This is a genomic window from Streptomyces sp. SID12488 (assembly GCF_010548275.1).
GTDB lineage: Bacteria > Actinomycetota > Actinomycetes > Streptomycetales > Streptomycetaceae > Streptomyces.
In genome coordinates this window covers 115,438-138,373 of sequence record NZ_JAAGLT010000010.1, presented here as the reverse complement: position 1 = coordinate 138,373, position 22,936 = coordinate 115,438, and the positions used below count along the sequence as shown (strand labels likewise).

Annotated in this window: 18 protein-coding genes and 2 pseudogenes; 8 read left to right on the top strand and 12 right to left on the bottom strand. The window is 69.0% G+C overall.

Annotated features, from left to right (window positions below):
* Positions 1 to 209 precede the first annotated feature (209 nt).
* The 5 genes from G3I56_RS45075 to G3I56_RS18055 all read right to left on the bottom strand — a co-directional run bounded on the left by G3I56_RS45075 (position 210) and on the right by G3I56_RS18055 (position 7,436).
* Entirely contained in the window at positions 210 to 2,546 is a 2,337-nt protein-coding gene (locus G3I56_RS45075) for a CHAT domain-containing protein (RefSeq protein WP_164410038.1), read from the bottom strand.
* 131 nt (positions 2,547 to 2,677) lie between these two features.
* Positions 2,678 to 4,216 (bottom strand): CATRA conflict system CASPASE/TPR repeat-associated protein, encoded by a 1,539-nt coding sequence (locus G3I56_RS18070; RefSeq protein WP_164410037.1) that lies wholly within the window; start codon positions 4,214 to 4,216, stop codon positions 2,678 to 2,680.
* A complete protein-coding gene (locus tag G3I56_RS18065) occupies positions 4,209 to 4,667 on the bottom strand; it encodes a CATRA system-associated protein (protein ID WP_164410036.1) in 459 nt (152 codons plus the stop codon). Before G3I56_RS18065 ends, G3I56_RS18070 begins: the two co-directional genes overlap by 8 nt.
* A gap of 235 nt (positions 4,668 to 4,902) precedes the next feature.
* Entirely contained in the window at positions 4,903 to 6,516 is a 1,614-nt protein-coding gene (locus tag G3I56_RS18060; RefSeq protein ID WP_164410035.1) for an ABC transporter permease, read from the bottom strand.
* Positions 6,513 to 7,436 carry an ABC transporter ATP-binding protein gene (locus G3I56_RS18055; RefSeq protein ID WP_164410034.1) on the bottom strand — a complete coding sequence of 308 codons (924 nt, stop codon included), beginning with the start codon at positions 7,434 to 7,436 and terminating at the stop codon, positions 6,513 to 6,515. The genes G3I56_RS18060 and G3I56_RS18055 overlap by 4 nt, the downstream gene beginning before the upstream one ends.
* 73 nt (positions 7,437 to 7,509) lie before the next feature.
* Between G3I56_RS18055 and G3I56_RS18050 the strand changes: the two genes are divergently transcribed.
* Complete coding sequence (locus tag G3I56_RS18050; protein ID WP_239134958.1) at positions 7,510 to 8,025, top strand: MarR family transcriptional regulator; 516 nt, start codon at positions 7,510 to 7,512, stop codon at positions 8,023 to 8,025.
* Between the two features lie 112 nt (positions 8,026 to 8,137).
* Positions 8,138 to 8,314 (top strand): annotated as a pseudogene (locus G3I56_RS43905) (IS1380 family transposase); the annotation flags it as partial.
* Between the two features lie 112 nt (positions 8,315 to 8,426).
* Here G3I56_RS43905 and G3I56_RS18045 read toward each other — a convergent pair.
* The 5 genes from G3I56_RS18045 to G3I56_RS18025 all read right to left on the bottom strand — a co-directional run bounded on the left by G3I56_RS18045 (position 8,427) and on the right by G3I56_RS18025 (position 15,573).
* On the bottom strand, positions 8,427 to 9,866 hold the full coding sequence (locus G3I56_RS18045) for a gamma-aminobutyraldehyde dehydrogenase (RefSeq protein WP_164410032.1): 1,440 nt from the start codon (positions 9,864 to 9,866) through the stop codon (positions 8,427 to 8,429).
* 261 nt (positions 9,867 to 10,127) lie between these two features.
* Positions 10,128 to 12,443, bottom strand: a complete 2,316-nt coding sequence (locus tag G3I56_RS18040; protein ID WP_164410031.1) for a N,N-dimethylformamidase beta subunit family domain-containing protein — start codon at positions 12,441 to 12,443, stop codon at positions 10,128 to 10,130.
* Between the two features lie 17 nt (positions 12,444 to 12,460).
* Positions 12,461 to 12,808 (bottom strand): hypothetical protein, encoded by a 348-nt coding sequence (locus G3I56_RS18035; protein ID WP_164410029.1) that lies wholly within the window; start codon positions 12,806 to 12,808, stop codon positions 12,461 to 12,463.
* A 181-nt stretch (positions 12,809 to 12,989) separates the two neighbouring features.
* Positions 12,990 to 14,369: an APC family permease gene (locus tag G3I56_RS18030; protein WP_164410027.1), complete on the bottom strand. Its 1,380-nt coding sequence runs from the start codon at positions 14,367 to 14,369 to the stop codon at positions 12,990 to 12,992.
* Positions 14,370 to 14,589: 220 nt separating this feature from the next.
* Positions 14,590 to 15,573 (bottom strand): LuxR C-terminal-related transcriptional regulator, encoded by a 984-nt coding sequence (locus tag G3I56_RS18025; protein WP_164410025.1) that lies wholly within the window; start codon positions 15,571 to 15,573, stop codon positions 14,590 to 14,592.
* Positions 15,574 to 15,876: 303 nt separating this feature from the next.
* Between G3I56_RS18025 and G3I56_RS18020 the strand changes: the two are divergent.
* A pseudogene (locus G3I56_RS18020) lies at positions 15,877 to 16,137 on the top strand (IclR family transcriptional regulator C-terminal domain-containing protein); the annotation flags it as partial.
* Positions 16,138 to 16,497: 360 nt separating this feature from the next.
* Here the strand turns inward: G3I56_RS18020 and G3I56_RS18015 are convergent.
* Positions 16,498 to 16,857, bottom strand: coding sequence for a hypothetical protein (locus G3I56_RS18015; protein ID WP_164410023.1), 360 nt, complete (start codon positions 16,855 to 16,857; stop codon positions 16,498 to 16,500).
* Between the two features lie 32 nt (positions 16,858 to 16,889).
* Here G3I56_RS18015 and G3I56_RS18010 point away from each other — a divergent pair, with 32 nt between their 5' ends.
* The 3 genes from G3I56_RS18010 to G3I56_RS18000 all read left to right on the top strand — a co-directional run bounded on the left by G3I56_RS18010 (position 16,890) and on the right by G3I56_RS18000 (position 18,865).
* Positions 16,890 to 17,516, top strand: a complete 627-nt coding sequence (locus G3I56_RS18010) for an HAD family phosphatase (RefSeq protein WP_164410021.1) — start codon at positions 16,890 to 16,892, stop codon at positions 17,514 to 17,516.
* 140 nt (positions 17,517 to 17,656) lie between these two features.
* Positions 17,657 to 18,094 (top strand): hypothetical protein, encoded by a 438-nt coding sequence (locus G3I56_RS18005; RefSeq protein WP_164410019.1) that lies wholly within the window; start codon positions 17,657 to 17,659, stop codon positions 18,092 to 18,094.
* A 96-nt stretch (positions 18,095 to 18,190) separates the two neighbouring features.
* On the top strand, positions 18,191 to 18,865 hold the full coding sequence (locus G3I56_RS18000; RefSeq protein WP_164410017.1) for a class I SAM-dependent methyltransferase: 675 nt from the start codon (positions 18,191 to 18,193) through the stop codon (positions 18,863 to 18,865).
* A 138-nt stretch (positions 18,866 to 19,003) separates the two neighbouring features.
* On the opposite strand, the gene G3I56_RS17995 is transcribed toward G3I56_RS18000, so the two are convergent.
* On the bottom strand, positions 19,004 to 20,533 hold the full coding sequence (locus G3I56_RS17995) for an APC family permease (RefSeq protein ID WP_164410015.1): 1,530 nt from the start codon (positions 20,531 to 20,533) through the stop codon (positions 19,004 to 19,006).
* A gap of 154 nt (positions 20,534 to 20,687) precedes the next feature.
* On the opposite strand from G3I56_RS17995, the gene G3I56_RS17990 reads away from it, so the two are divergent.
* Both G3I56_RS17990 and eutC read left to right on the top strand, forming a co-directional pair.
* Positions 20,688 to 22,100 (top strand): ethanolamine ammonia-lyase subunit EutB, encoded by a 1,413-nt coding sequence (locus G3I56_RS17990; protein ID WP_164410013.1) that lies wholly within the window; start codon positions 20,688 to 20,690, stop codon positions 22,098 to 22,100.
* Complete coding sequence (gene eutC / locus G3I56_RS17985; RefSeq protein WP_164410011.1) at positions 22,097 to 22,903, top strand: ethanolamine ammonia-lyase subunit EutC; 807 nt, start codon at positions 22,097 to 22,099, stop codon at positions 22,901 to 22,903. Before G3I56_RS17990 ends, eutC begins: the two co-directional genes overlap by 4 nt.
* Positions 22,904 to 22,936 lie beyond the last annotated feature (33 nt).

The window sequence follows — 22,936 nt, the reverse complement described above, 5'->3', positions numbered from 1 at the left end:
AACGGTCCGGAGTTCGAGAACGGCTTCGGCACCGTCGAGGTCCCCGCAGGCGCCGGAACTGTCGTCTTCACAAGGTCCGCGTCTGCCTCACCGAGGGTCTCGGTGACCGTCTCCAGGGGTGATCTCCAACCGGGCCGGACGCTCCTCGGCCTCCGCCGGACGCTCGTTCAGCACGGATCGGCACACCTGACGCAGCACAACCAGTCGGTTCAGACGCCATAGTGGACGAAGGAGACCCACGCGCTCGGGTGGTCGGGGCGCCGTGCGCGTTCGCTGAGCAAGGCCCTCCGCAAGGCGTGCGCGCTGCGGCGGGAATTGAGATCGACCCGCCGGGACGCCGGCTCCTGTGACTCCTGCCCGGAACTGGTGATCAGCCTCCGAAGCCAACGAACGAGCCTGCGCCGCATCGGCGGCTTGGCAGTAGTGCGGTCGGTGGTCCCCTCCGCGGGCAGCGGAATGAGCTCCGCGTAGATGTCCTGCGCGATGCGTGCGGTGGGTCCGTCGGGCACCGGCCAGAGCGTCCCGATGACGGCTTGGAACTCGGAATACATGAGAGCGGCGGCGAGGCTGACCCATTCGTCGCGGACCAGGCTGCCTCCCGCCGCCGTCGTGCAGGCCGCGAGCAGCGCGAAATCGGCCTCGCCGGAGGGGAGCTCGGCAAGATCCGCGACGGTCAGCGGGCGGTCGTGGAGCGACAGATGACTCTTGAGAGGCTCGTCCAGACTCTGTACGGCGTGGCAGTCGATGTGGGTCCAGGCGTGCTGTGGGAGCGCCTTGCGTACTTCGTCCCACGTGGCCTCAGGGCCCACCAGGGTGGTGCGCTGCTTCCTGGGCAGTAGCACCGCCAGCTTGGCCAGGGTCCGGGCCGCCGCTGGGAGGTGACCGGCGGCGGGAGCGACCAGGAGGTGACGTTGGCCGGCCCTCTGGCCAAGGACCGGTGTGTCGCGTGTCTTTCGGGCACGAATCAGCGCGCTGACAGTAGGTGTGTAGGAAGACGTCACCCGGTCGAGGACCGAGTAACCGTCCGCTGCGGTCGCAGCGTGCAGCGGCAAGGTGGTCAGAGGCCCGGTGGGAATCCACCACACATGCGTGTCCTCCGGTGCCCCGGGGAGCTCGGGCAGGGCTGCGAGAGCGTCGAGGACGGGCGAGGCCACGGTGCGCCAGAGCCAGCGCAGCACCTCCCGGATGGTGTCCTCACGCCCTTCACCATCGGTCGTGGTCATGGCGGCGAGATAGGTTTGAGCCTGCTGCTCGGCATCGGCAGCGGTGAGGTCCGGGAGGTGGACGACGGCCGGGTGCTCGGCGTCCCGAGTGACGATCACGGCGTCACAACGCCAGGGGCTGACGTTGATGTAGACGACGGGACCTTCCGAAGCCGCAGGCCGGATATGGCGGACGTAGTCCGGTCGCAAGAAGCTGATGTAGGGGAAACCGCGCTGTGCCGTCCGGCTCAGCGAATCCCATTCTCGAACGGCGTCAGAGAGCTCGGCCACACCTGGGGTTCCCCGCCACAGGACGCCCCAGCGGTCGGTGTCCATCCGTGGATCGCCCTTCGCCGAAGCGGACAGGGAGGGCCCGGACGCGCCTGTCGGCGGACCGAGTTGGGTGAGCCCGGCAAAGGCACGGTCCATCCTCGTCACGATGTCCGACGGCAGCCGGGGCGCTGTGGGGACGGCAGCCGCCCCCGGCCGCTCACGCCGGTTCTTTCGCGACTCCTTGTGCGACTCCCCGTGGGTGGACTTCCCGTGGGTGGACTTCCCGGTGGAGGCGCTTGGAGAGGATCCCTGCTCGACGAGTCGCTTGAGCAACTCCTCCTGAGGCGTACGGTTCGTGAGATCCTGCTCCCACACCACGGCCCGTCCCTGTTCCAGGACGCGTGCCGCGAGGGTGGCGTCGCCCGCCGACAAGGCGCTGGCCGCGGCTTCCGAAGCCAACCCCCGGTAGTCGGCCAGGAATTCCAGTACCTGGTCGCGGGCGCCCCAGACGATCAGAGGGAGGAGCGCCACGGCATAGCTCAGGTCTGGGCAGCCGGCCGCGGGACCTTCCTTCGCCACCGCCGCGTGCCCGCTGTCACGCGCAGCACTCAGACGCTCAAGTGCGGTCAATCCTGGCGTACGGCTCTTCTCCCGACGCAGCGACTCGACGGTGGGGAGACGCTCACGCTGAGCGTCGGACAGCGGGGTTCCGGTCAGCGCAAGCCGCAGCTCAAGGGCGTCCGACAGATTGCGCAGCACCCGGGCCCGGGCCAGCGTGTTGCGGGCGGCGTTCTCGTAGGCGATGACCAAGTGGTCGAGTGCCTCGTCGAGATCAGCGATGTCCTCGGCGAGCCGATAGCGGTCGAGCAGAGCGACACCAAGGCTGTTGGCGTACTTGCCCCGGTGCGGATCGTCGCCCGCCGCCGCAGTGATGGCGCGACGGAAGCAGGTGATGGACATGTCGAGGCCGGCCCGGTTCCGGCCTCCCAACGTGGCGGCGTGTGCCGTCAGGCCCTCCTTGAAGGCCTCCGCGACATTCTGCAACCCGGTTGTGGTCTTCTGCCGCTCCACGCTTCGAGACTGGGCCTGCCGTTCGCTTCCCCACTCTGAGCCGCCCCACTGACTGCTGTAGGACATGACGGCATCACTGCCTCTCTCGAACCGGCGAGCCGTGCCCGCCTCATCCTTCGGTTCCGGCCCTGTCATTCCCGCCTGTTGTTGCGTCCGGATGCCGCGAGCACACCCAGGACCGCTCCCACTGCCGCGCCCGCGCAGGTCCACCCCGCGCCGATGTCTCGTCCCCCCAGCGTCGCCATACCTACCCAGGCCAGCGTCGCGCCGACCACTCCCGTGCCCAGGCGCACCTGGACCAGTGGCCAGCGCCGCTCCGGCGCCATGACCCGGAGCACCACAAGCGAAGCGAGCAGGGCAAGGGCGCCGAGAGCCGTGATGACGGCTGGTTTCACCGGGTTGGGCAGCGGCACCGTGTACTGCAGTGACTGGACGGCGGCGAGACTCATCAGGATGGCGCCGATCGCGCCGGTCAAACCGAGGTTGACGGTCTCCTGGCGGCGTTGCCAGCTCCGCTGGACCAGTTGGTCGGCGAGGGCGCCGACCTGCTCGGAGCGGCGCAGCGCGGCCTCCACATAGGTCGCCTCGTCATCAAGGCGTTGGACAAGCCAGTCCGCCAGCGCCTTGTCGTCGGCGAACGGTCCCCCAAGTGCCGGATCGCCGGCGAGGGTGGCTAGGTTGGCGGCGGCGATTTCCACAGTGCGGGCCATCTCACGGCTGTGGGTCGAGCGGTCGACGAGGCCGCGCTCGCGGGCCTGAAGATCCACCAGGGCATGGGCCGCCTTGATGAGCTCCGACTGACGTCCGGGCGCTGTTGGTGCGGCGGCGGTCTGTTTCAACAGTTCCGCGATGGCGGCGTCCGTAGCGGCACGCAGCGTTGCGATGTCCTCGGCCGCTCGCCAAACCCGCAGTTGATAGCGGAGCTTGGCGGCGTGGAGCAGATACTTCGCCAGGCGTGGTAGTTCCCGGTTCCGGTTCGTCCAGGCCCAGGCCGTCAGCTCGGGATCCTTCTCGTGCCCGGCCACGACGACCAGACGGCGTTCGGCCCGTGCGTCCGGGGCAGGCGAGACCTCCCAGACGGCGAAGCCCTGGGGCGTCACAACTCCCGCCGACTCATGGGCGGGCGCGCCGGGTATGCGTGACCGCACAGCCGCGGCCAGGGGGTCGTTCGGCTCGATGGACGGTCGGGACTCGGGCTCGGCCAGCCGGGCCAGATACAGCCGGGCTTCCCCCAGCAGCCCGTCGACGGGCTGCTGGGGTTCCGGTGACGCTCCGACCGGCTGAGCTGCATGGACGGCCCCGGACCACTGCGCGTCCAACTCCGGCCACCCCAGATTCTCGGCGGCGTTCGGAGCCAGCATGACCGAGAGGCAGATGGCGTCGTGTTCCCGGCGTAGAGCGGCCTGACGCAGCCCAGGGCCGGGACTGCTCCTGACAGCCAGCAGCCCCCGCGTGTGCGAAGCCCAGGCCGGTGGGGCGGGATCACCGGGGCCGGACTCCCAGCCGCCCTCGGGCTCCAGACCGACGCCGACCTGTGTCACCGGCTCCGTCATGCCGAGCCGCTCGCCGCACTGGGCCCACAGGTCCCTGATGAATCCGAACGCAGCCGCCCGATGCTCGCCGCCCGTGACGACGAACACATGCACCCCCAGGGCCTCGGCCTCAATCATGCGGGCCCGCACTGTCGGAGTCCGCGTTGCCATGCGGCAGGCCTTCGACGGGTGCGGCACCCAGACTGTGGATCAACTCGTCGATCCGCTCGCGGTATTCCTCGGGAAACGGCAGTGAAGACGCCTCCTCCAACCCCGAAATGCGATGAGGGCCGGCCATCTCGACATCCGCCACAGCACGCCGGAATCCGGTGAGATCCCCTGCCGCGAGAGTTCGCTCCATACCTTCCAGGCTCAGGCCGACCCGCTTCCACCTAGAGGCTTTCAGCGACCAGAGCGGAACATCCCCGAGAACCTCCACAGCCATCTGCCGCAATCCCTCGTCCATATCTGAAGAGCGTAACGACACCTGCTGCAACGTGCCGCACCAGAAGCTGACTTGACGTCCACACCGGGCAACACCGGTCCCCTGTCCCAGCTGCGGCGTCGGCTTCTTCAGTACGTCATCCACGGCCGCACGGTAGGAGACGAACACGAGCAGTCCGGCCACTGCGCCGCGCTGATCGAGAAGATCGCGGAGTCACGGAGCCAGTGACCCCGCAGCGGCACGGGCGAGTCGGGCGTCGACGCAGCCCTCGACCTCGGCCGCTGTCGGCACCCTCGTGAACCGATAAGAGCCTGCGCCACTGGGGAGTTGAGACCGTACGTCGACAGGGGGATGGGTAATTCGGCCGTGTCCGCTCCTGTTACGCGCTCAGGTCCCGCCTCCGCACCCCGACCAGCCCCGCCGAAACCAGCCCCACCGCCACCCCCGCAAGTACCAGCACCGGCGTCCAACTCATCTCCCCGCCCGGCAACTTCGGCAGATGCCCGAACGGCGACAGGTCCAGCACCCCCTGCGGTACGTCCAGCGCCGGTCCGATCCACCCCACCAGCAGCGCGAACCCGGCAACACCCCAGGCTCCGACCGCCAGTCGGGGCGACACCCCGTACAGCAGAACCGCCAGTCCGCCCAGCACCCACACTGCGGGGACCTGCACGAGGCTCGCCGCCAGTACCGGGCCCAGCTCCTTGCCGTACCCGAGTGCCAGGCCCAGGCCGCTCAGCAGCAGGATCCACACCGCACCGCCGAAGGCGATCACCAGGTGGCCGCCGGCCCAGCGCAGCCGTCCCACCGCGTTGGCGAGGACCGGCTCGGCCCGCTGGGAGGTCTCCTCGGCGTGCAGCCGGAGGACCGACGAGACGACGTACAGTGCCGCCACCATGCCGAACATGCCGGCCATCGTGGCCAGGAACGCGTCCTCGATGCCCGACTGCCCGCCCATCCGTTCGATGATCTCCCGGGTCTTCGCGTTGTCGCCGACCAGGTCCGCCGCGCCCTTCGTCAGCCCGCCGAAGGCGACCCCGGCCGCGAGGAACCCGACGCTCCAGCCGAGGACGGCGCCCCGTTGCAGCCGCCAGGCCAGCGCCCCCGCCGTGCCCAGGCGGCCGGTCGCCGGTCCCGGCCGGGTCGGGAAGAAGCTCATGCCGACGTCCCGGCGGCCCGCCAACTCGTAGGCCAGCCAGCCCTGCAGAGCCGTCGCGGCCACGAACAGGCCGAGCACCCACCACCGTTCGTCCGCGAACGGTCGTACGTTCTCCAGCCAGCCGAGCGGTGAGGCCCAAGTCAGCGGTGAGGAACCGTCGTTCGTCGCGGAGTCACCCGCCGCGCGCAGCACGAACGCCGCGCCGAGCAGGCCGCCCGTCAGGCCCTTCGCCAGCCGCGCGCTCTCGGTGAACTGCGCGACGATCGCCGCGAGGGTGGCGAACGCCGTTCCCACGCCCCCGATGCCCAGACCCAACGCCAGCGCACCTGACGCGCCCTGACCTGCCAGCCCGCCCGCGATCAGCAGCGCCAGCGCGGTGTTGGCGACCAGGGCGGTGAGCAGGGCCGCCGTCAGCGGGGCGCGGCGGCCCACCATCGCCGACGAGATCAGCTCCTGACGTCCGCTCTCCTCCTCGTCGCGGGTGTGCCGTACGACGACGAGCAGGCTCATGATCCCGGCGAGGACCGCCGCGTAACCGCCGATCCGCCAGGCGGTCAGGCCGCCGATCGAGTCGCTGAACACCGGGCCGTACGTGGCCCGCAGCGAGCTGTTGGTGAACAACTGGCGGGCGATGTCGGCCCGTTCGGCGGGGGTGGAGTACACGCTCTCCAGGGAGCCCGGGAGGGACAGGACCATGAGGGCCGTCACCGCCACCCATACCGGGATCATCACCCGTTCGCGCCGCAGGTTGAACCGCAACAGCGTTCCGGTGCCAGCCAGTTGGCGTGCACCGGCGGTCCTTCGTACTGCCAGGGCCGACGTGCTGACGGTCATCGGGTCACCGCTTCGTCCTGGTAGTGGCGCAGGAACAACTCCTCCAGCGTCGGTGGCGTCGACCTCAGCGACCGCACGCCCGCCTGCGTGAGGGAGCGCAGCACCGCATCCAACTTGTCGGTGTCGACCTGGAGTTGGATACGGGAGCCCTGGCCGCTCTCAATTTGTTGGATGGCGAGGTCGTGGACGCCGGGCAGATGTGCCAACCCGTTCGGCGCGCCCGCCAGTTCCGCCGTGATGCTCGTCCGGGTGAGGTGGCGCAGGTCGGTGAGGGAGCCGGTCTCGACGGTGCGGCCCTTGCGGATGATGCTGACACGGTCGCACAACTCCTCGACCTCGCTGAGGATGTGGGAGGAGAGCAGGACCGTACGGCCCCTGTCCCGTTCCTCCTCCACGCAGGCCTGGAAGACCTCCTCCATCAACGGGTCGAGTCCCGAGGTCGGTTCGTCGAGGATCAGCAGGTCGACGTCCGACGCGAACGCCGCCACAAGGGCCACCTTCTGGCGGTTGCCCTTCGAGTACGTGCGGCCCTTCTTGGTCGGGTCCAGCTCGAACCGTTCGAGCAGGGTGGCGCGGCGCGCCGGGTCGAGGCCGCCGCGCAGCCTGCCGTACAGGTCGATGACCTCTCCGCCGGAGAGGTTGCGCCACAGGGTGACGTCGCCGGGGACGTACGCGATCCGGCGGTGCACCTCCACCGCGTCCGCCCACGGGTCCCGGCCCAGGATCCGCGCGGTGCCCGAGTCGGCGCGGAGCAGGCCGAGCAGGACGCGGATGGTCGTGGACTTCCCGGAGCCGTTGGGGCCGAGGAAGCCGTGCACTTCGCCGGTCTCCACGGTCAGGTCGAGACCGTCCAGGGCGTGCGTCCTGCCGAACGACTTGTGCAGTCCGGACACCTCGACAGCGGGGCTGGCCTTCGTCATGTTTCCGAACGTACGCTTACTTCAGAAGTTTGTGAAGTTAAGGAAATGTATGAATGGTGGATACACTTCGAGTATGACGACGGAACCGAATCCGGGTGCGGCGGAGAGCGGGCGGGACCCCGAGGCGCTGTCCAAGTTCGTCGAGGGCTTCGCCGCCCAGCTCGTCGAGGCAGGGATGCAGCGCATGGCCGCCCGGGTCTTCGCCGCGCTGCTGGCCTCCGACGCCGGCGCCCTGACCTCCGCCGAACTCGGCGAACAGCTCCAGGTCAGCCCGGCCGCCGTGTCAGGTGCCGTGCGCTATCTGTCCCAGGTGCACATGGTCTCGCGGGAGCGCGAACCCGGCTCGCGGCGCGAGCGGTACCGGGTGCACAGCGACCAGTGGTACGAGGCGCTGACCAGCCGCGACGCCGTCCTCAAGCGCTGGGGCCAGACCTTGCGGGTGGGCGTCGACAGCCTCGGCGCCGAGACACCCGGCGGCATGCGCATCGCCGAGACGCTCGCCTTCTTCGAGTACCTGGAGGGCGAGCTCACCCAGCTGATGGACCGGTGGCGCGAGGAGCGGGCCAGGACGTTCGGGCAGGGGGCCTGACGCGTACGAACGGTGCGATGTGTGCACGTCAGGGACTCCGGCCAAAGAAATGTGCTCAACTCCCGTACTGCTACTGTTCCTCGCTTGGTGAATCGGCGCAGGTTGCATGTCCGTTTGTGTGACCATCACCGACACCATCCACCATGCCGTACTGAAGATCCAGGCATCGGCCTGGACACCCGCCGTCGGACCGGGCTGCGAGATCCGCGATGGCGCCTGGGTCGCCGAGCTCGCCAGGGACTGCCTGACGGGCTGGCGGATGGGGATGCGCCTGATCGTCCGCAAGGAACCCATACTGAGGGGTTCTCGAACTCCTTCGCAGCGGATCCCTTCCTCACTTCGGGCGGATGTCGGGGCCCTGCGGGGCGATCCCACTGGCACTGGCGGCGTCGGCGCGAGCGTCACGCGTCCAGTGACGTCATGACGTGCTTGATACGGGTGTAGTCCTCGAAGCCGTACGCGGACAGATCCTTGCCGTAGCCGGATTGTTTGAAGCCGCCGTGGGGCATCTCGGCGACCAGCGGGATGTGGGTGTTGATCCACACGCAGCCGAAGTCCAGCTTCTTGGACATGCGCATCGCGCGTGCGTGGTCCTTGGTCCACACCGACGAGGCCAGGGCGTAGGCGACGTCGTTGGCATATTCCAAAGCCTGTGCCTCGTCGCGGAAGGACTGGACGGTGATGACCGGGCCGAACACCTCGTTCTGGATGATCTCGTCGTCCTGTTTGAGGCCGGAGACGACGGTGGGGGCGTAGAAGTAGCCCTTGTCGCCGACGCGGTGGCCGCCTGCCTCGATCTTGGCGTGGGCGGGCAGCCGCTCGATGAAACCGGAGACCTGCGTGAGTTGGTTGGCGTTGTTGAGCGGTCCATACAGCACGTCCGGATCGTCGGGCCGACCGGTCTTCGTGCCTGTGGCGGCCCTCGCCAGCGCCGTCACGAACTCGTCGTGGACCGACTCCTGTACGAGGACGCGGGTCGCGGCCGTGCAGTCCTGGCCGGCGTTGAAGAAACCGGCCACCGAGATGCCCTCGACGGCCTGGGTTATGTCGGCGTCGGCGAAGACGACGACGGGGGCCTTGCCGCCCAACTCCAGGTGGACGCGCTTGACGTCTTTGGCGGCGGACCCGGCGACCTGCTTGCCAGCCCGTACGGAGCCGGTGATGGAGGCCATCGCCGGAATGGGGTGTTCGACCATCAGGCGCCCGGTGTCGCGGTCGCCGCAGACGACGTTCAAGACACCCTTGGGCAGGATGGATCCGACGATCGCGGCCATCAGCAGGGTGGAGGCCGGGGTGGTGTCCGACGGCTTCAGGACCACGGTGTTGCCCGCGGCCAGCGCCGGGGCGAACTTCCAGACCGCCATCAGCATCGGGTAGTTCCACGGTGCGACCTGCGCGCAGACCCCGACGGGCTCACGCCGGACGATGGAGGTCATGCCGTCCATGTACTCACCGGCCGAGCGGCCCTCCAGCAGGCGCGCGGCGCCGGCGAAGAAGCGGATCTGGTCCACCATCGGCGCCACCTCCTCGCTCGCCGTCAGCCCCAGCGGCTTGCCGGTGTTCTCGGACTCGACGGCGACGAGTTCCCCGGTTTTCGCCTCGAAAGCGTCCGCGATCTTCAGTAGCAGGCGCTGTCGCTCGGCAGGGGTGGTGTCGCGCCAGGCCGGAAAAGCGGCCGCGGCCGCGTCCATGGCGGCGTCGACGTCCGCCCGGCCGGACAGCGGCGAGGTCGCGTAGGGCTCGCCGGTCACCGGATTGACGATCTCGATGGTCCGCCCGTCGGCGGCGTCCAGGGTCTCGCCGCCGATGTAGTTTCGCAGCGTGCGCAGAACGGTGGTCACTGGGTCTCCAGTTGGCACGTAGGTGGTTCTCGCGTGTTATTGCGGGTCCGGTTGCCGAGGACGATGTCGGACGGCAGCCGCTGGGCCACGTGGACAGGGATGAGGACAGCAGCACCAGCACGGTGCCGGGTACCGGGGTGCGCGAAAGCCGCCGCAGAGCGTGGCCTACGCCCCTGGGCCACGTGCTGGTCTGCGCAGCCGGATGGCGTAAGGCGAGCCGCTCCGCCGGCGGAGCGGCTCGCCTTCGGCAGCAGGGGCGGGCTACTCCAGTGGCTTCTCGTCGCGGAAGCGCCGTAGTACGTTGCCTGTGATCTTCGCGATGTTGTTGTCGTACCCGTTGTGGGAAAGCGATCCGGTCCAGGCGATGGATCCGACCGAGAAGAATCCGCCGCCGCCCTCCAGCGCGCAGTAGACCATGTCCGAGCGGACCGCCGGCTGCTCGGTTCCGCCCATCCCCGGGAGCATCTCGAAGATCTCCTCGGTCACCAGCAGGTAGTTGTCGGAGAAGGGCCCGGAGGTGGCCAGGACCAGGGTTCCTGGCGGCGAGCCGAGCGCCGGGTTCCAGCAGTCGATCTCGGCACCGGCCGCGCCACCACCGATGATGCCGAAGTCGCCCAGGACCTCGTTCTCGCCGACACCTTCGAAGACGAAGGCCGCCCGCGGATCTTGGCTGTCCGCAAGGCGCTCGTAGTAGGTGCAGCGGTCGAAGCCCTGGGCCGCCATGCCGACTCCCACCAGACGCTGCGGAGCCTTGCCCTTGTTGCGCCACAGGCCGCTGGCCTCGCCCGAGGTGGTGTGACGGCGTTCGGCGAAGGGGGACTGGTGGGGGCGGGTGCCGCCGTCGGCCCGGCGCAGCTCCATCAGGTGCGGGGCGTCGGGGTCGTAGGAGACGGTCGCGAAGAACCCGTTGCCGCCCAGGTACATCAGCCTGCCGCCGTTCGCGGTGAACTCCTCAAGGGCGTCGAGCTCGCGCCGCGTGACGTATTCGGGGTGGCTTCCGGTGATCACGACACGGTAGTCGCGCAGCAGGTCGTGGCCTTCCCGGTCGAGGTCCTCGTCTGTGAGGGCGTCGAATTCGCACTCAGCGGTCTCCAGCCAGTGCACGAGGGACAGGTCGGCGGGCAGGCCCCAGGGGCCTTCGCTCATGAACGAGGCCCGATACCGCGGCTGCAGGCTGATCAGCGGGCGGCGGACGCTTCCGAACACCACGCCGGACCCGTCATTGTGGATTTCGTACAGGGAGCGGCCGAACTCGGGGTGGTCCTGCAGGACCAGGTCTTCCTTGTGGACGATGGGCGTGTGCCCGAGGAGCATCTCCATGCCGTCCGCCTCAAACGCGATCCGGTCGTTGGCGTACGCCAGGTAGGTGGCCGTGGGGAACAGGACGGCGACGTCCTTGCGCCGTCGGCCCGGCCCGACGAGGAAGGGCACGTGCTGCTCGACGCCCTCGGCCAGCAGCCGTACCGCGTAGACGCCGCTGGGCAGTTCCTCGGGCACTTCGAAGGTGAACGCCGCAGGCCACTGGGCGTCAGCGAGGTCGTCGTCGTGGAAGTGGATGGCATCGAACTCGTCGGGCGCAAGCCGGAAGTCCTCCACGACACCTTGGAACGTGGGCCCGGTGACGCCCCGGACGGGCGCGTTGACGCAGCGGCCGTGCAGCATGTGCGGCCCCTCGTCGAGCACATCCCACAACAGCAACCCGTCGGGGCGCCGGCTGCGGCCGAAATGCCAGGCAGCCACCGGCTCGCGCGCCTTGAGGGCGTCGTCGGTGGCGCGTTCGACGCGGACGCCACCGATCTTCCCGTTGAACGCGGTTGCCGCGAGCAGTCGGTCACCGTCCGCCCGAGCCAGCGCGCCGATACGGAACGGCATCGAGGAAGCCGTCCAGACCGCCGAGGCGGTTGCGCTCGCCTGCTCGGGTACGGCGGCTGCGGCGGCCGGTGCCACCCGGTCCGCGCAGTGGTCCAGCGGGGTCTGCCGCAGGGTGATCTGCCCCGCCGAACTCGGCAGTTCGACCTCCAGCCGGTACCACTGGTGGGCCGTCAGCTCCTGTTCCAGGGTGAGGGTCCGCCGCTGACCGCCCTCGCTCCATACGAAGGACGGCTTGCCGTCATCGAGCAGCAGGGCCCAGCCGGTCATGGTCGCCGCGTCCCAGGTACCCATGACCGCCTGGCGCTCGCCGGTGAAGCCGACCGAACTCTGGCTGACCCGATAGGCGCCCAGGCTCCCCGAGCGGTTGTCGCGCGGGAGCGTCGGGAAGACAGCGGCGCGGATGACCAGCGCGTCGGGGTTCGCCAGCAGGCCCTTTGGGTCGGGGACTTCGACGTACGAGCCTGGCCGGCAGGCGTAGTACTGCCCCGGATACGTCCCGTCGATGGCGGAGGGGACCTCGGCCTCCAGGAAGCCCGGCCCCGCCTGCCCGTCGTAGCCGTGTCGCAGGCGTACCAGAGCGGCGTCGTAGGCCGGTGGGCCTTCACAGCTGATGTGGAACGACAGTCGCTCGCCGGGGCGGGCGGAGAAGCGATCGGTGTAGCCGAAGACGTTCTGGGTCGTCGTGCGGCCGCTCGAGAGTGCCATGGGCTCCTCGTTTCTTTCTAGTTCTGCAGCAGTTGCGCGCGGCGCGCCGTGAAGATGTACCGCATGGCGTCTTCGTAGTCCTCGAAGGACTGCTGGGTCAGGAGCAGGTTGCCCGGCATGCCCAGGACGATCTGCGCCACGTGCCAGGGGCCGTCGGGACCTTCGGAGAAGATGATGTGCTTGCCCGAGACGGGGAGGCTGCGCAGCGCCCGCAGCACACGTTGAGTGCGGTCGTTTTGCAGTCCCAGCGGAGCCCCGTCATGGGCGGCGGCGACCTCGTCGGTGCACTCCTTGCGCAGGCGTTCTTCGCTGCGCAGACGGAACACTTCGAGCAGCTCGGCGGAGCGGTCTGCACTGGTGCGCATCAGTTCACCTGCTGCTGCTGGGACACCGTTGCGGTGCGGCGGGACAAGGACGATGGGCTCACGGAAGGTGGCCTTTCTTGTGCTGAAGGAGCTCGCGAGCGCCGGGCAGCGACTGAGGCGCCTCGATGTGACGGTGTCTCAGGCCGATGCCTGTGCTGCCCGGCGGTATGCGCGAGTGCGGTCAGGCGTCGGAGCCACCGAGCGCACGGCCGGTGAGCTTGAAGTACGCCGCCACACCGAGGCCGATGACGAGCCAGCACGAGCCGACGATCTTGGCGTTGGGGTCCGCGTTCCACAGCGCGACCAGGAGGAGCGCGGCGCCGAGGATCGGGGAGACCCAGTGGACGAAGAAGCGGCGGCTGCGGCCTCGGACGACGAAGTGGGTGAAAACGCTGACGTGGAGGAGGACGTAGGCGGTGATCGCGCCGAAGGTCACCAGGGTGATCAGCAGTCCCGACTGCTCCACGCCGAGGATGCCGACCCCCACCGACAGGACTGCGATGAAGATCATCGCGTTGAGGGGGACCTGGTGCTTGTCGCTGACCCGTGACAGGAACTTCGGCAACTGCCCGTCGCGGGCCATGCTGAAGACCAGGCGGGCGGAGGTGGCGTTGGAGGCGATGGTGTTGGCGAAGATCGCGATCAGGGCGGCGGTCAGCAGGAGGACAGTCTTGAACCAGCCCGCCATGGCCGTGCCCACCACGTTGTAGAAGGCGTTGTTGACCGGGTCGCCGTCGGCGAATTCCGTCCCGCTCGGGACGAGGATGCCCGCCACGAAGACCTGCACGACGAACAGCGCGGTCACCTGGTAGAGGACGATCATGGTGGCCTTGGAGACGGTTTTGCCACCGCCCTCGGCTTCCTCGTTCAGTGTCGAGATCGCGTCGAACCCGATGTAACTCAGGGCGGCGACCGGAACCGCACCGAGGATCAGGGACCAGGAGCCGCCGTCGGCGGGAACGAACGGGTTGAGCGACAGATGGGCCCGGCCCTGGAGGATGAGCACGGCTGCCCAGACCAGGAACACGGCCAGCACGACCAGCTGGATGTAGAGGAAGATCTTGTTCATCGTCGCGGTGACACTGATGCCCATGATGTTGATCAGGGCGGTCGCGGCGACGAAGATCACCACCCAGATCCAGGCGGGCACCCAGGAGACCACTCCGGTCATCGCGCTGGCCGCGAAGACGCACAGCAGCGCCGGCAGCAGCAGGTAGTCGAGCAGGATGGCCCACCCGGAGACGAACCCGAGGAAGCGGTTGCTGCCCATCCGTACGTAGCTGTAGACCGAGCCGGCGACCGGGAACCGGACCGCCATCTCCTTGTAGCTGACGGCACTGAACAGCATCGCGATCGCGGCCACCACGTAGACCGAGGCGACGGCGCCGGCGGACATGTTGTAGACGACGCCGAACACCGCGACGGGGGCGAGCGGCACCATGTAGATCAGGCCGTAGATGACGACGTCGGCCAGGCTGAGCGTGCGGGCGAGCTCCTGCTCGTATCCGAGTTCATGCAGCCGGTCGCGGTCGTCATCTGTGCCGCCGGGTCTTTCGGACATGGCTTGCGGAGCTTCTGGAACGTTCATGGCCGGGCCTCCTGAGGGATGAACGAGCCCCGGTCGGCTGTCGGTGCCGTGAGCGGCGACAGCAGGGGAAGACGCGGGGTCGGCAACAGCCGGCTCGGCGGGTGAGGACCGCCTACAGCGCGGGCTTTCTTCACCTCGAATATGGCGCTCGGCCACCTTGCGCCTCAATACGCATTCCTACCGACAGCGGCGGTCAGCGGTTCAAGCTGAGAATCCCGTCGCGCAGCGCCGACGCCACCGCGCCGGCTCGCGACGGCTGCTCCATCTTGTGGAGGATCCGCTCCACGTGCGTGGTCACCGTGCGCAGGGAGACGTCTCGCTGCGATGCCAACTGCTGGTTCGAGAACCCCGCCGCCATCCCGTTCAGGATGTCGTACTCGCGCGGCGAGAGTGAATAGGGCAGGGCGGCCGTCGGAAGCTCCTGCACCAGTACGGCCGGTTCCGGCCGTCCCAGCGGATCGGCCACCTTCAGGACCTGCAGCGCGAGCCACCCTTCGCTCGACGCCTGCAGCCCGGTCGCGGCAACCTGCGCCGAGGCCATGAAGCGACGCAGAAAGCCGGTGAACTCGGGCTGCGTGGGCGCGAGCGCCGGGGCGCACGACTCGACGGCCCAGGCACGGCCGGTGTAGTCGATCAGGGTGGCGTTCGCTCCCGGCGGTATGGCGCATCCGGTGGTCTGCCGTCGAGCCACGTCGCACATCCGCGCCAGCGCGGGCACCAGGGCCTTGAGGAGTTCGGCCGCGTCATCACGGAACGCGCCGCGCCCCGCCGCGGAGAAATGCAGCATGCCCGTGTACACACCGCTGTCCGAGAAGAGGCAGGTGGTCATGCCGTCTGCGAAGCCGGCAGGTCCGAGCACCTCGCGGTACATCGGGGACCGTCGGTAGTCGCCCGGCACGTCGTCGATCCGCATCGGCAGGCGCCGCTCCCAAACCAGCCGGTTCTCAGCACTCGCCGCATAGCGGTCACCCAATGCGGCAACCGTTTCATCACCGTAGGTGACCACAGCGAGCGCGCGGTGCGCACGGGCCATCGGGTCCCAGAGCAGGACGGCGCTGGCATCGTGGTGAGTCACCGGCTCAAGCAGCCTCAGCACCGTCATCGCGGCCTCGCGCCGGTCACCGGCTCCGGCTGCATAGGCAGCCTCGACCAGGACTTGGGTGTGGGATGGCTTCATCAGCGGATCCCTCTCGAAGCTGGGCTACCCCACCCCACGATAGCAACGTCCTTCAAGGATCTGAGGGTGAGAGCTGCGGTTGCACATCGCGCTCGGGGTGACCGCGTGGGAGAAGGAGTCGGCTGGTCCTGCTTCTGATCGGTTAACAGGATCCAACGACACGGTCCGGGCGGCAGGCCTGTGCGGGCCGGGCAGGTCGTTCCTCATGCACCAGCGTATTGCGACGTCCTTGCCGAGCCCAGCAGGTTCGGCGTCCCCTCTCTCTCTGGCAGCTCGACACCGAACTGAGGGCGCGGATGGGCCGTCGCGGACGAAGGACTCGCCGCCGATATCCGCTCCGTCGCCGTCCCGATCCGCGAGGGCGACGGACGCGCCTTCGCAGCGATGGACGTCACCGTGCATGCGGCGGAGACATCGCTGGACGCGTTCACCCAGCATCACCTGCCCAAACTCCGGCATGCGGCCAGCGCAATCAGTTCTGACTGGGACGCATGGCAACGCATGCCCGTAACCATTGCCTTCGGGCTTTCATGCTGGGCCACCACTGGCCCTGGACCGACGTGATCACCAGCGCGATCGCTCGCCTGCACGCCCTGCCGGACCCTGGCTGACCAGCGACATCACCCCATCCCGACGAGCAGCAGACCAGTTCCGGAACCGTGGAACCCGGCGCCCACCCGATGCGACAGTCGGGCCCTCGACACTTCCACAGGCAGAAGACCCAGCCCGGACAAGCAGAAACGTCCCGCCCGGCCGAGCTGGCGAGCCGTCATGCAAGATCGAGGTTAGGACCATCCCCTGGAGCACGGTTCGGCTCCTGCCGCCGGGGCCTGCGTAGAGGCGAGTCCCGGCGCGCCGCCTGTTGCTCGGGCCTCCGGCGGCCTGGGGTCTGTAAAGCGAGCGGTGTAATTGGGTTTGGTGTGGCTACAGTTGGCCTGCGGTGAGGCGGCCATCGAAGGCCAGGTCGAAGGCGTTCATGGCGCCCTTCCAGCGCATGGGGACGGAGGGCGCAGCGCGGGTGGAGAGGCGGGCATTCGTAGGGTCGCTGGCCTCAGGTTTGGCCGGGGCGTTCGGTGCGCTGGGCCCACAGCCCACGCCGATCGGGCCGACGCTCATGCCGCCGCCGGACGCCACGAGGCTGCTGTTGCTGACGCCCATGCCTCGTTGACCTTGCTGGAAGAGGTCCACCACACGGAGACCCTGCGGCGCATCACCGTCCTCCACCAGACCCTGCGCACCTCGCATACTCCCGCGAGCCGATCCCTCGCCGAGCACCTCATCCACGCGCGATCCACCTTGACGACAAGGAGCCCGGCATGACCCGGCACGGCCTGATTCTCGACTTCGGCGGGGTGCTCACGACCTCGGTGCCCGCTTGCGCCGCGTGGTTCGACGCTCAGCAGGGATGGCCGGTGGGCACGTTCCTCAACGCCATCGCGGTGGATCCGGTCGGGCGGGACCTGTACGCGGATCTGGAACGCGGGGCCATCACACAGACCGAGTGGAACGAGGGGACCGCCGCCATCCTCGGCACCAACCCCCTCAACCTGCTGGGCCGGGTGCTCGCCGGCCTGCATCCCGAGCCCATGATGATCGACGCGGCCCAGGCCGCCCGGCGTGCCGGGGTGAGGGTGGGTATCTTCTCCAACAGCCTCGGCAGCAACCCCTACGACCCGTACGCGGGCTACCAGTTCGACGAGTTTTACGACGCGGTGCTGATCTCCGAGCACTACGGGATGCGCAAGCCGGACCCGGAGATCTACTCGATCATGCTCGGCCTGATGGGGCTGCCTGCTGAGGACTGCGTGTTCGTTGACGACACCGCCCGCAACCTCCCGCCAGCGGAAGCACTCGGTATCACTACCGTCCTCGCCGCCACCCCGGACGACACGATCCAGCAGGTCGAGGCGTTCCTCGGCCTCACCCTGCGCGAACAGGTCTAGACCCATCCGCAGTGGCGCTGCGACCTCGCAGCGCCACTGCGCACCACCACGCGATCCACGCGGTTCACTCCCTGTCAGCACGTCGCCGAGCACCAACCACCACAGGAGGTACAGCCGTGACGATCGTTCAGGAACGCCCCATGACTGATACGGGAACCCTGCTCACCCCCGAGCTGAGGAACCTGCTCGCAGCCGATGCCCGTAAAGCCGACCCCACCATCACCGCCGACATCGCGGCCCGGGGCGTCGGTCAGATGGCGGCCTTCCTCGCTGCAGGCAGCCGAACCCACCTGCCGCTGAGCCCGTCCGAGCTGGTGGACACCTTCTGGCACGTTTTCATCCTTCGGACCGAGGCGTACTGCGAGTTCTCCCAGCAGGTCGCCGGGCGCATGATCCACCACCGGCCCGAACTGTTGGAGCGCTCCGAACACGGCGGCGCGAAGGCCGTCCGGCAGCGCACGATCGACGCCATCGTGGCGGCGGGCTTCGCCGTCGACCTCGACTTCTGGCCGGAGCTCGACATCGCCGACTGCAACCAGTGCCACGCTGGTTGCCACGACAGCCCCAAGTTGACCTGACCTTCAGGCCGCTCGGTGAACCCACGTATGCCCGGCAGCCTTTCCCGCTGGCCGGGCATACGGTCCTGACCGCCCCACCGCGAGGAGCACGGCACGATGACCGACACGTTGGCCTGGGACACCTACTCGCAGAAGAAACCGGCCCGGCGCGAGACGAACGCGGCGGGCGAGACGACGTGGTTCAACTGGACGCAGTACCCCGACCATGGTCCGGGCGCCGAAGTGATCGGCGCGGGACCGGGTGCCTCGGTCCTGGAGCTGGGGTGTGGCAAGGGCGGGAACCTGGCGCACGTGGCCGCGCTCGGCGCACGGGCTGTCGGCGTGGATCTCTCGGCCGCCCAGCTCGACGCGGCCCGCGAGCGGTGGGACGGCCTGGAGCTTCACCAGCGTGATGCCGTCGACCACCTGGCCGGATGCGGTGAGCGGTTCGACGCGGTGTACTCGGTCTTCGGCGCGGTGTGGTTCACCAACCCCGACACCCTGTTGCCGGCGGTTCGGGACCGACTCTCCCCGGGCGGGATTCTCGCGTTCTCCCAGCGGCCCGCGATCGAGGGTTGCTACGGCTGCCAGGCGTCGTACGTCAACCGGCACGACGACCCCGAACCGCTGGTCGTCAGGCGCTGGGACTACACCCCGGAGGCGTGGGTCGAGCGCCTGAGGGCAAATGGGTTCACCGACGTGACCGCAGAAGTGATCCCGGCCCCGGAGGGAAACCGCAGGACCGGAACACTCCTGGTGCGCGCCGCCCGTCGCTCAGGTAATCAGGGATGAGCAGTCGGGCCCCTGCCCGAACCGCCCCGCCCTCGACCGCCCCGCGAGCCCGGCACCAGGGCTGACGCAGGTACGGTGCGTCGGCCCCGGCCGAGGGGCGTGTTCAACTCACGTGATCAACTCCCGTACCGCTAAAGGCTAACGCTCCTTCGTCTCCTCCAGCACCGTCCGCCCCAGCAGTGCGTACCTCTCGGGGGCGCGGTGCTTGAGGTAGGTGGCGTAGCCGATGCCGCCTGCCGCGATCAGGGCGACCAGCCACGGTGTCGCCTTGAGGACCAGTGAGCCCGACTCGGTGCCCGCCGCGACGCCCATGTTGGACACCAGGAGCACCACCACCGCGAGCATCGCGATGCCGCCGATGAGCGGGGCCGTGAACGTCCGGAACCAGTGGCGGCTCTCCGGGTGGTTCTTGCGGAAGTAGGCCAGGACCGCGAAGGAGCAGACGGCCTGGACGACGAGGATCGCCATCGTGCCGAGGATGGCCAGCAGGACGTACGTACCCGTGTACGGGTCCTTGTGCGCGGCCCAGAAGGCGAGCAGCAGGAGGGCGCTGATGACCGTCTGGACCAGGCCCGCGATGTGCGGGGAGCCGTGGTCGGGGTGGGTGCGGCCGATGGTCCGCTTGAGGGAGGGGAGTACGCCCTCGCGGCCCAGGGCGTACATGTAGCGGGCGGCGCAGTTGTGGAAGGCCATGCCGCAGGCCAGCGAGCCAGTGATCATCAGCCACTGCATGACGACGACCGCCCAGTGGCCGACGTACTGCTCGGTGGGGTTGAAGAACAGGGCGAGGGGGTTCGAGGACGAGGCCGCCTTGACCGCCGCCGCCTCGCCGTTGCCCGTGATCGCCATCCAGGAGACGAAGACGTAGAAGACGCCGACGCCCAGCACGCTGATCATCGTCGCCTTGGGGATGATCTTCTTCGGGTCGCGGGACTCCTCGCCGTACATCGCCGTCGACTCGAAGCCGACCCACGACCAGAAGGCGAAGAAGAGGCCGAGGCCGGCGCTGGTGCCCTGGAAGGCGTTGACCGGGTTGACCGGGCCGAAGGTGAAGCCGTTCGGGCCGCCGCCGTGCAGGGCGACCGAGATCGCCATCGCGGCGAGGATCGTCACCTCGGTGCCGAGGAGGACGATCAGCAGCTTTTCGGCCACCGACACCCCGAACCACGTACCCGTGGCGTTGATCGCGAGCATGATGATCGCGAACACCCACCAGGGGACGTGGGCGCCCGTCTGGTCCTTGATGGTGTCGGTCGCGAAGGTCGAGAAGATGCCGATCAGGGCGGGCTCGAAGACGACGTACGCGAAGGTGGCGAGCAGCCCGGAGGCGAGGCCGACCGTGCGGCCGAGGCCGTAGGAGATGAAGCCGTAGAAGGCGCCGGTGGACGTGATGTGCTTCGCCATCGACGTGAAGCCGACGGCAAAGATTGCCAGGACGACCATTGCGACCAGATAGCTCGCGGGGGCGCCGATGCCGTTGCCGGACGACACCATGAAGGGCACGTTGCCCGTCATCGCGGTGATCGGCGCGGCCGTGGCGACGGCCATGAAGACCACGCCGAGCAGGCCGATCGCGTTCGGCTTCAGCCGGTGAACCGTGCCGTCGTCGCCGGGACTTGTCCCCGTACTCGTATCCCCCGCCGGGGCTACGCCCTCGTCCACTGCCATCGGGTGGCCCCTTCCTGGTTGCTTTGCCGCGCACTGCCGGTGGAGTGGAACTCTGTAGTCCGAATGAGTCGGTAAAGGGTGTCGGCGCGTTAAATGTTTGTCAACCAGACCTTTAGAAATCTGACGGCAACACGTGGCTCGTACGGTCGTCGCCATGAGCACGTACACCTCCACCTCCACGTACTCCTCCACACTCGGTGGCCACAGCTACCGCTTCGACTCCCTCGCGCGCCTGCTCGCCGCCGCGAGCCCCGAGCGCTCCGGCGACCGGCTGGCCGGCCTCGCCGCGGACTCGGCGCAGCAGCGGGTCGCGGCGCGCTGGGCGCTGGCGGAGGTTCCGCTGGCTCAGTTTCTCGCCGAGCCGGTGATTCCGTACGAGGACGACGACGTGACCCGGCTGATAGTGGACACGCACGACCTGGCCGCCTTCGCGCCGGTGGCCGCGCTGACCGTGGGCGGGTTCCGGGAGTGGCTGCTGTCGGAGGCGGCGGACGCCCAGACGCTGGCCGCCGTGTCGCCCGGGCTGACGCCCGAGATGGTGGCGGCGGTGTCCAAGCTGATGGGGAACGCCGATCTGGTCGCGGTGGCAAGGAAGGTGCGGGTGGTGACCGCCTTCCGGTCGACGATCGGGCTGCCCGGGCGGCTGGCCACCCGCCTTCAGCCCAACCATCCGACCGACGACCCGGCGGGCGTCGCGGCAGCCCTGCTGGACGGACTGCTGCTCGGCTCGGGCGACGCGGTGATCGGCATCAACCCGGCGACCGACAGCCCGAGGGCGGTACGCGACCTGCTGGAACTGCTGGACGGGGTCATCCAGCGGTACCAGATCCCCACGCAGTCCTGCGTGCTGTGCCATGTCACCACCAGCGTGGACCTGATGGAGCGCGGGGCCCCGGTCGACCTGGTCTTCCAGTCCATCGCGGGTACGCAGGCCGCGAACGCCTCGTTCGGGGTGACCCTGGGGCTGCTGGACGAGGCGTACGCGGCGGCGGGGGAGCTGAACCGGGGGACGGTCGGACGCAACGCGCTGTACTTCGAGACCGGGCAGGGCAGCGCGCTGTCCGCCGACGCGCATCACGGGGTCGACCAGCAGACGGTGGAGGCGCGGGCCTACGCGGTCGCCAGACGCTACGACCCCCTGCTCGTGAACACGGTGGTCGGCTTCATCGGCCCCGAGTACCTCTACGACGGCCGCCAGATCCTCCGCGCCGCCCTGGAGGACCACTTCTGCGGCAAACTGCTCGGCCTGCCCATGGGCCTGGACATCTGCTACACGAACCACGCCGACGCCGATGACGACGACGTGGCGACCATGCTCACGATGCTCGGGGTGGCGGGCGCGTCCTTCGTGATCTGCACGCCGGGCGGCGACGACATCATGCTCAACTACCAATCCGCCTCGTACCACGACGCGTTGTACCTCCGTGAGGTCCTCGGGCTGCGTCCGGCACCGGAGTTCGAGGCGTGGCTGGACGGCATCGGTCTGCTGGACGAGCGGGGAGCGATCCGGGACGTCTCCGGTACGGCACATCCGCTGACGGCGATCGGAAAGGAACTGGCGGCATGACGGAGCGTCAACTGTCGGCTGTTGCCGATGACTTGACCATGTGGGCGGCGCTACGGCGGCACACGCAGGCCAGGATCGGCCTCGGCCGCGCGGGCTCGGCCCTCCCCACCCGCCACCGCCTGGAGTTGCAGGCCGCGCATGCCGCCGCCCGGGACGCGGTGCACTCGCCCTTCGAACCGGAGGTCGTCGCGGCCGGCCTGACGGGCGAACCGACGGTACGGGTACGCAGCGCCGCCGGTGACCGGCTGACCTACCTCCAGCGCCCCGACCTGGGGCGCCGTCTCGACGACATCGACCGTGCGCATCTCCCCGGCGGTGGCTGGGATCTGGTGTTCGTCGTGGCCGACGGGCTGTCCAGCCGGGCGGTGCACGAGCACGCGGCGCCGATGGTGCGGGCGACGACGGCACTGCTGGATCCGGGGCTGCGGGTGGCGCCGGTGATCCTGGCCGAGCAGGCGCGGGTCGCCCTCGGCGATGACGTGGCCCATGCGATGGGCGCCGCGATGGTGGTCGTCCTGATCGGCGAGCGCCCCGGGATGTCGGCGGCGGACTCGCTGGGCGCGTATCTGACGTACGCCCCGAGGCCGGGTACGACCACTGACGCGGACCGCAACTGCCTGTCCAACATCCGGCCCCCGCTGGGCCTGACGTACGAGACGGCGGCGGGAAAGCTGGCGGCGCTGATGGTCAGGGCGCGGGAGCTGGGGCTGACGGGGGTGGCCCTGAAGGATGAATCGCCCCCGCCGCCCCTTCCCGTCCCATCCCTGGGGGCTGCCGCCCCCAGACCCCCGCTGTCGGCCTGAACGGCCTCGTCCTCAAACGCCGGACGGGCTGAA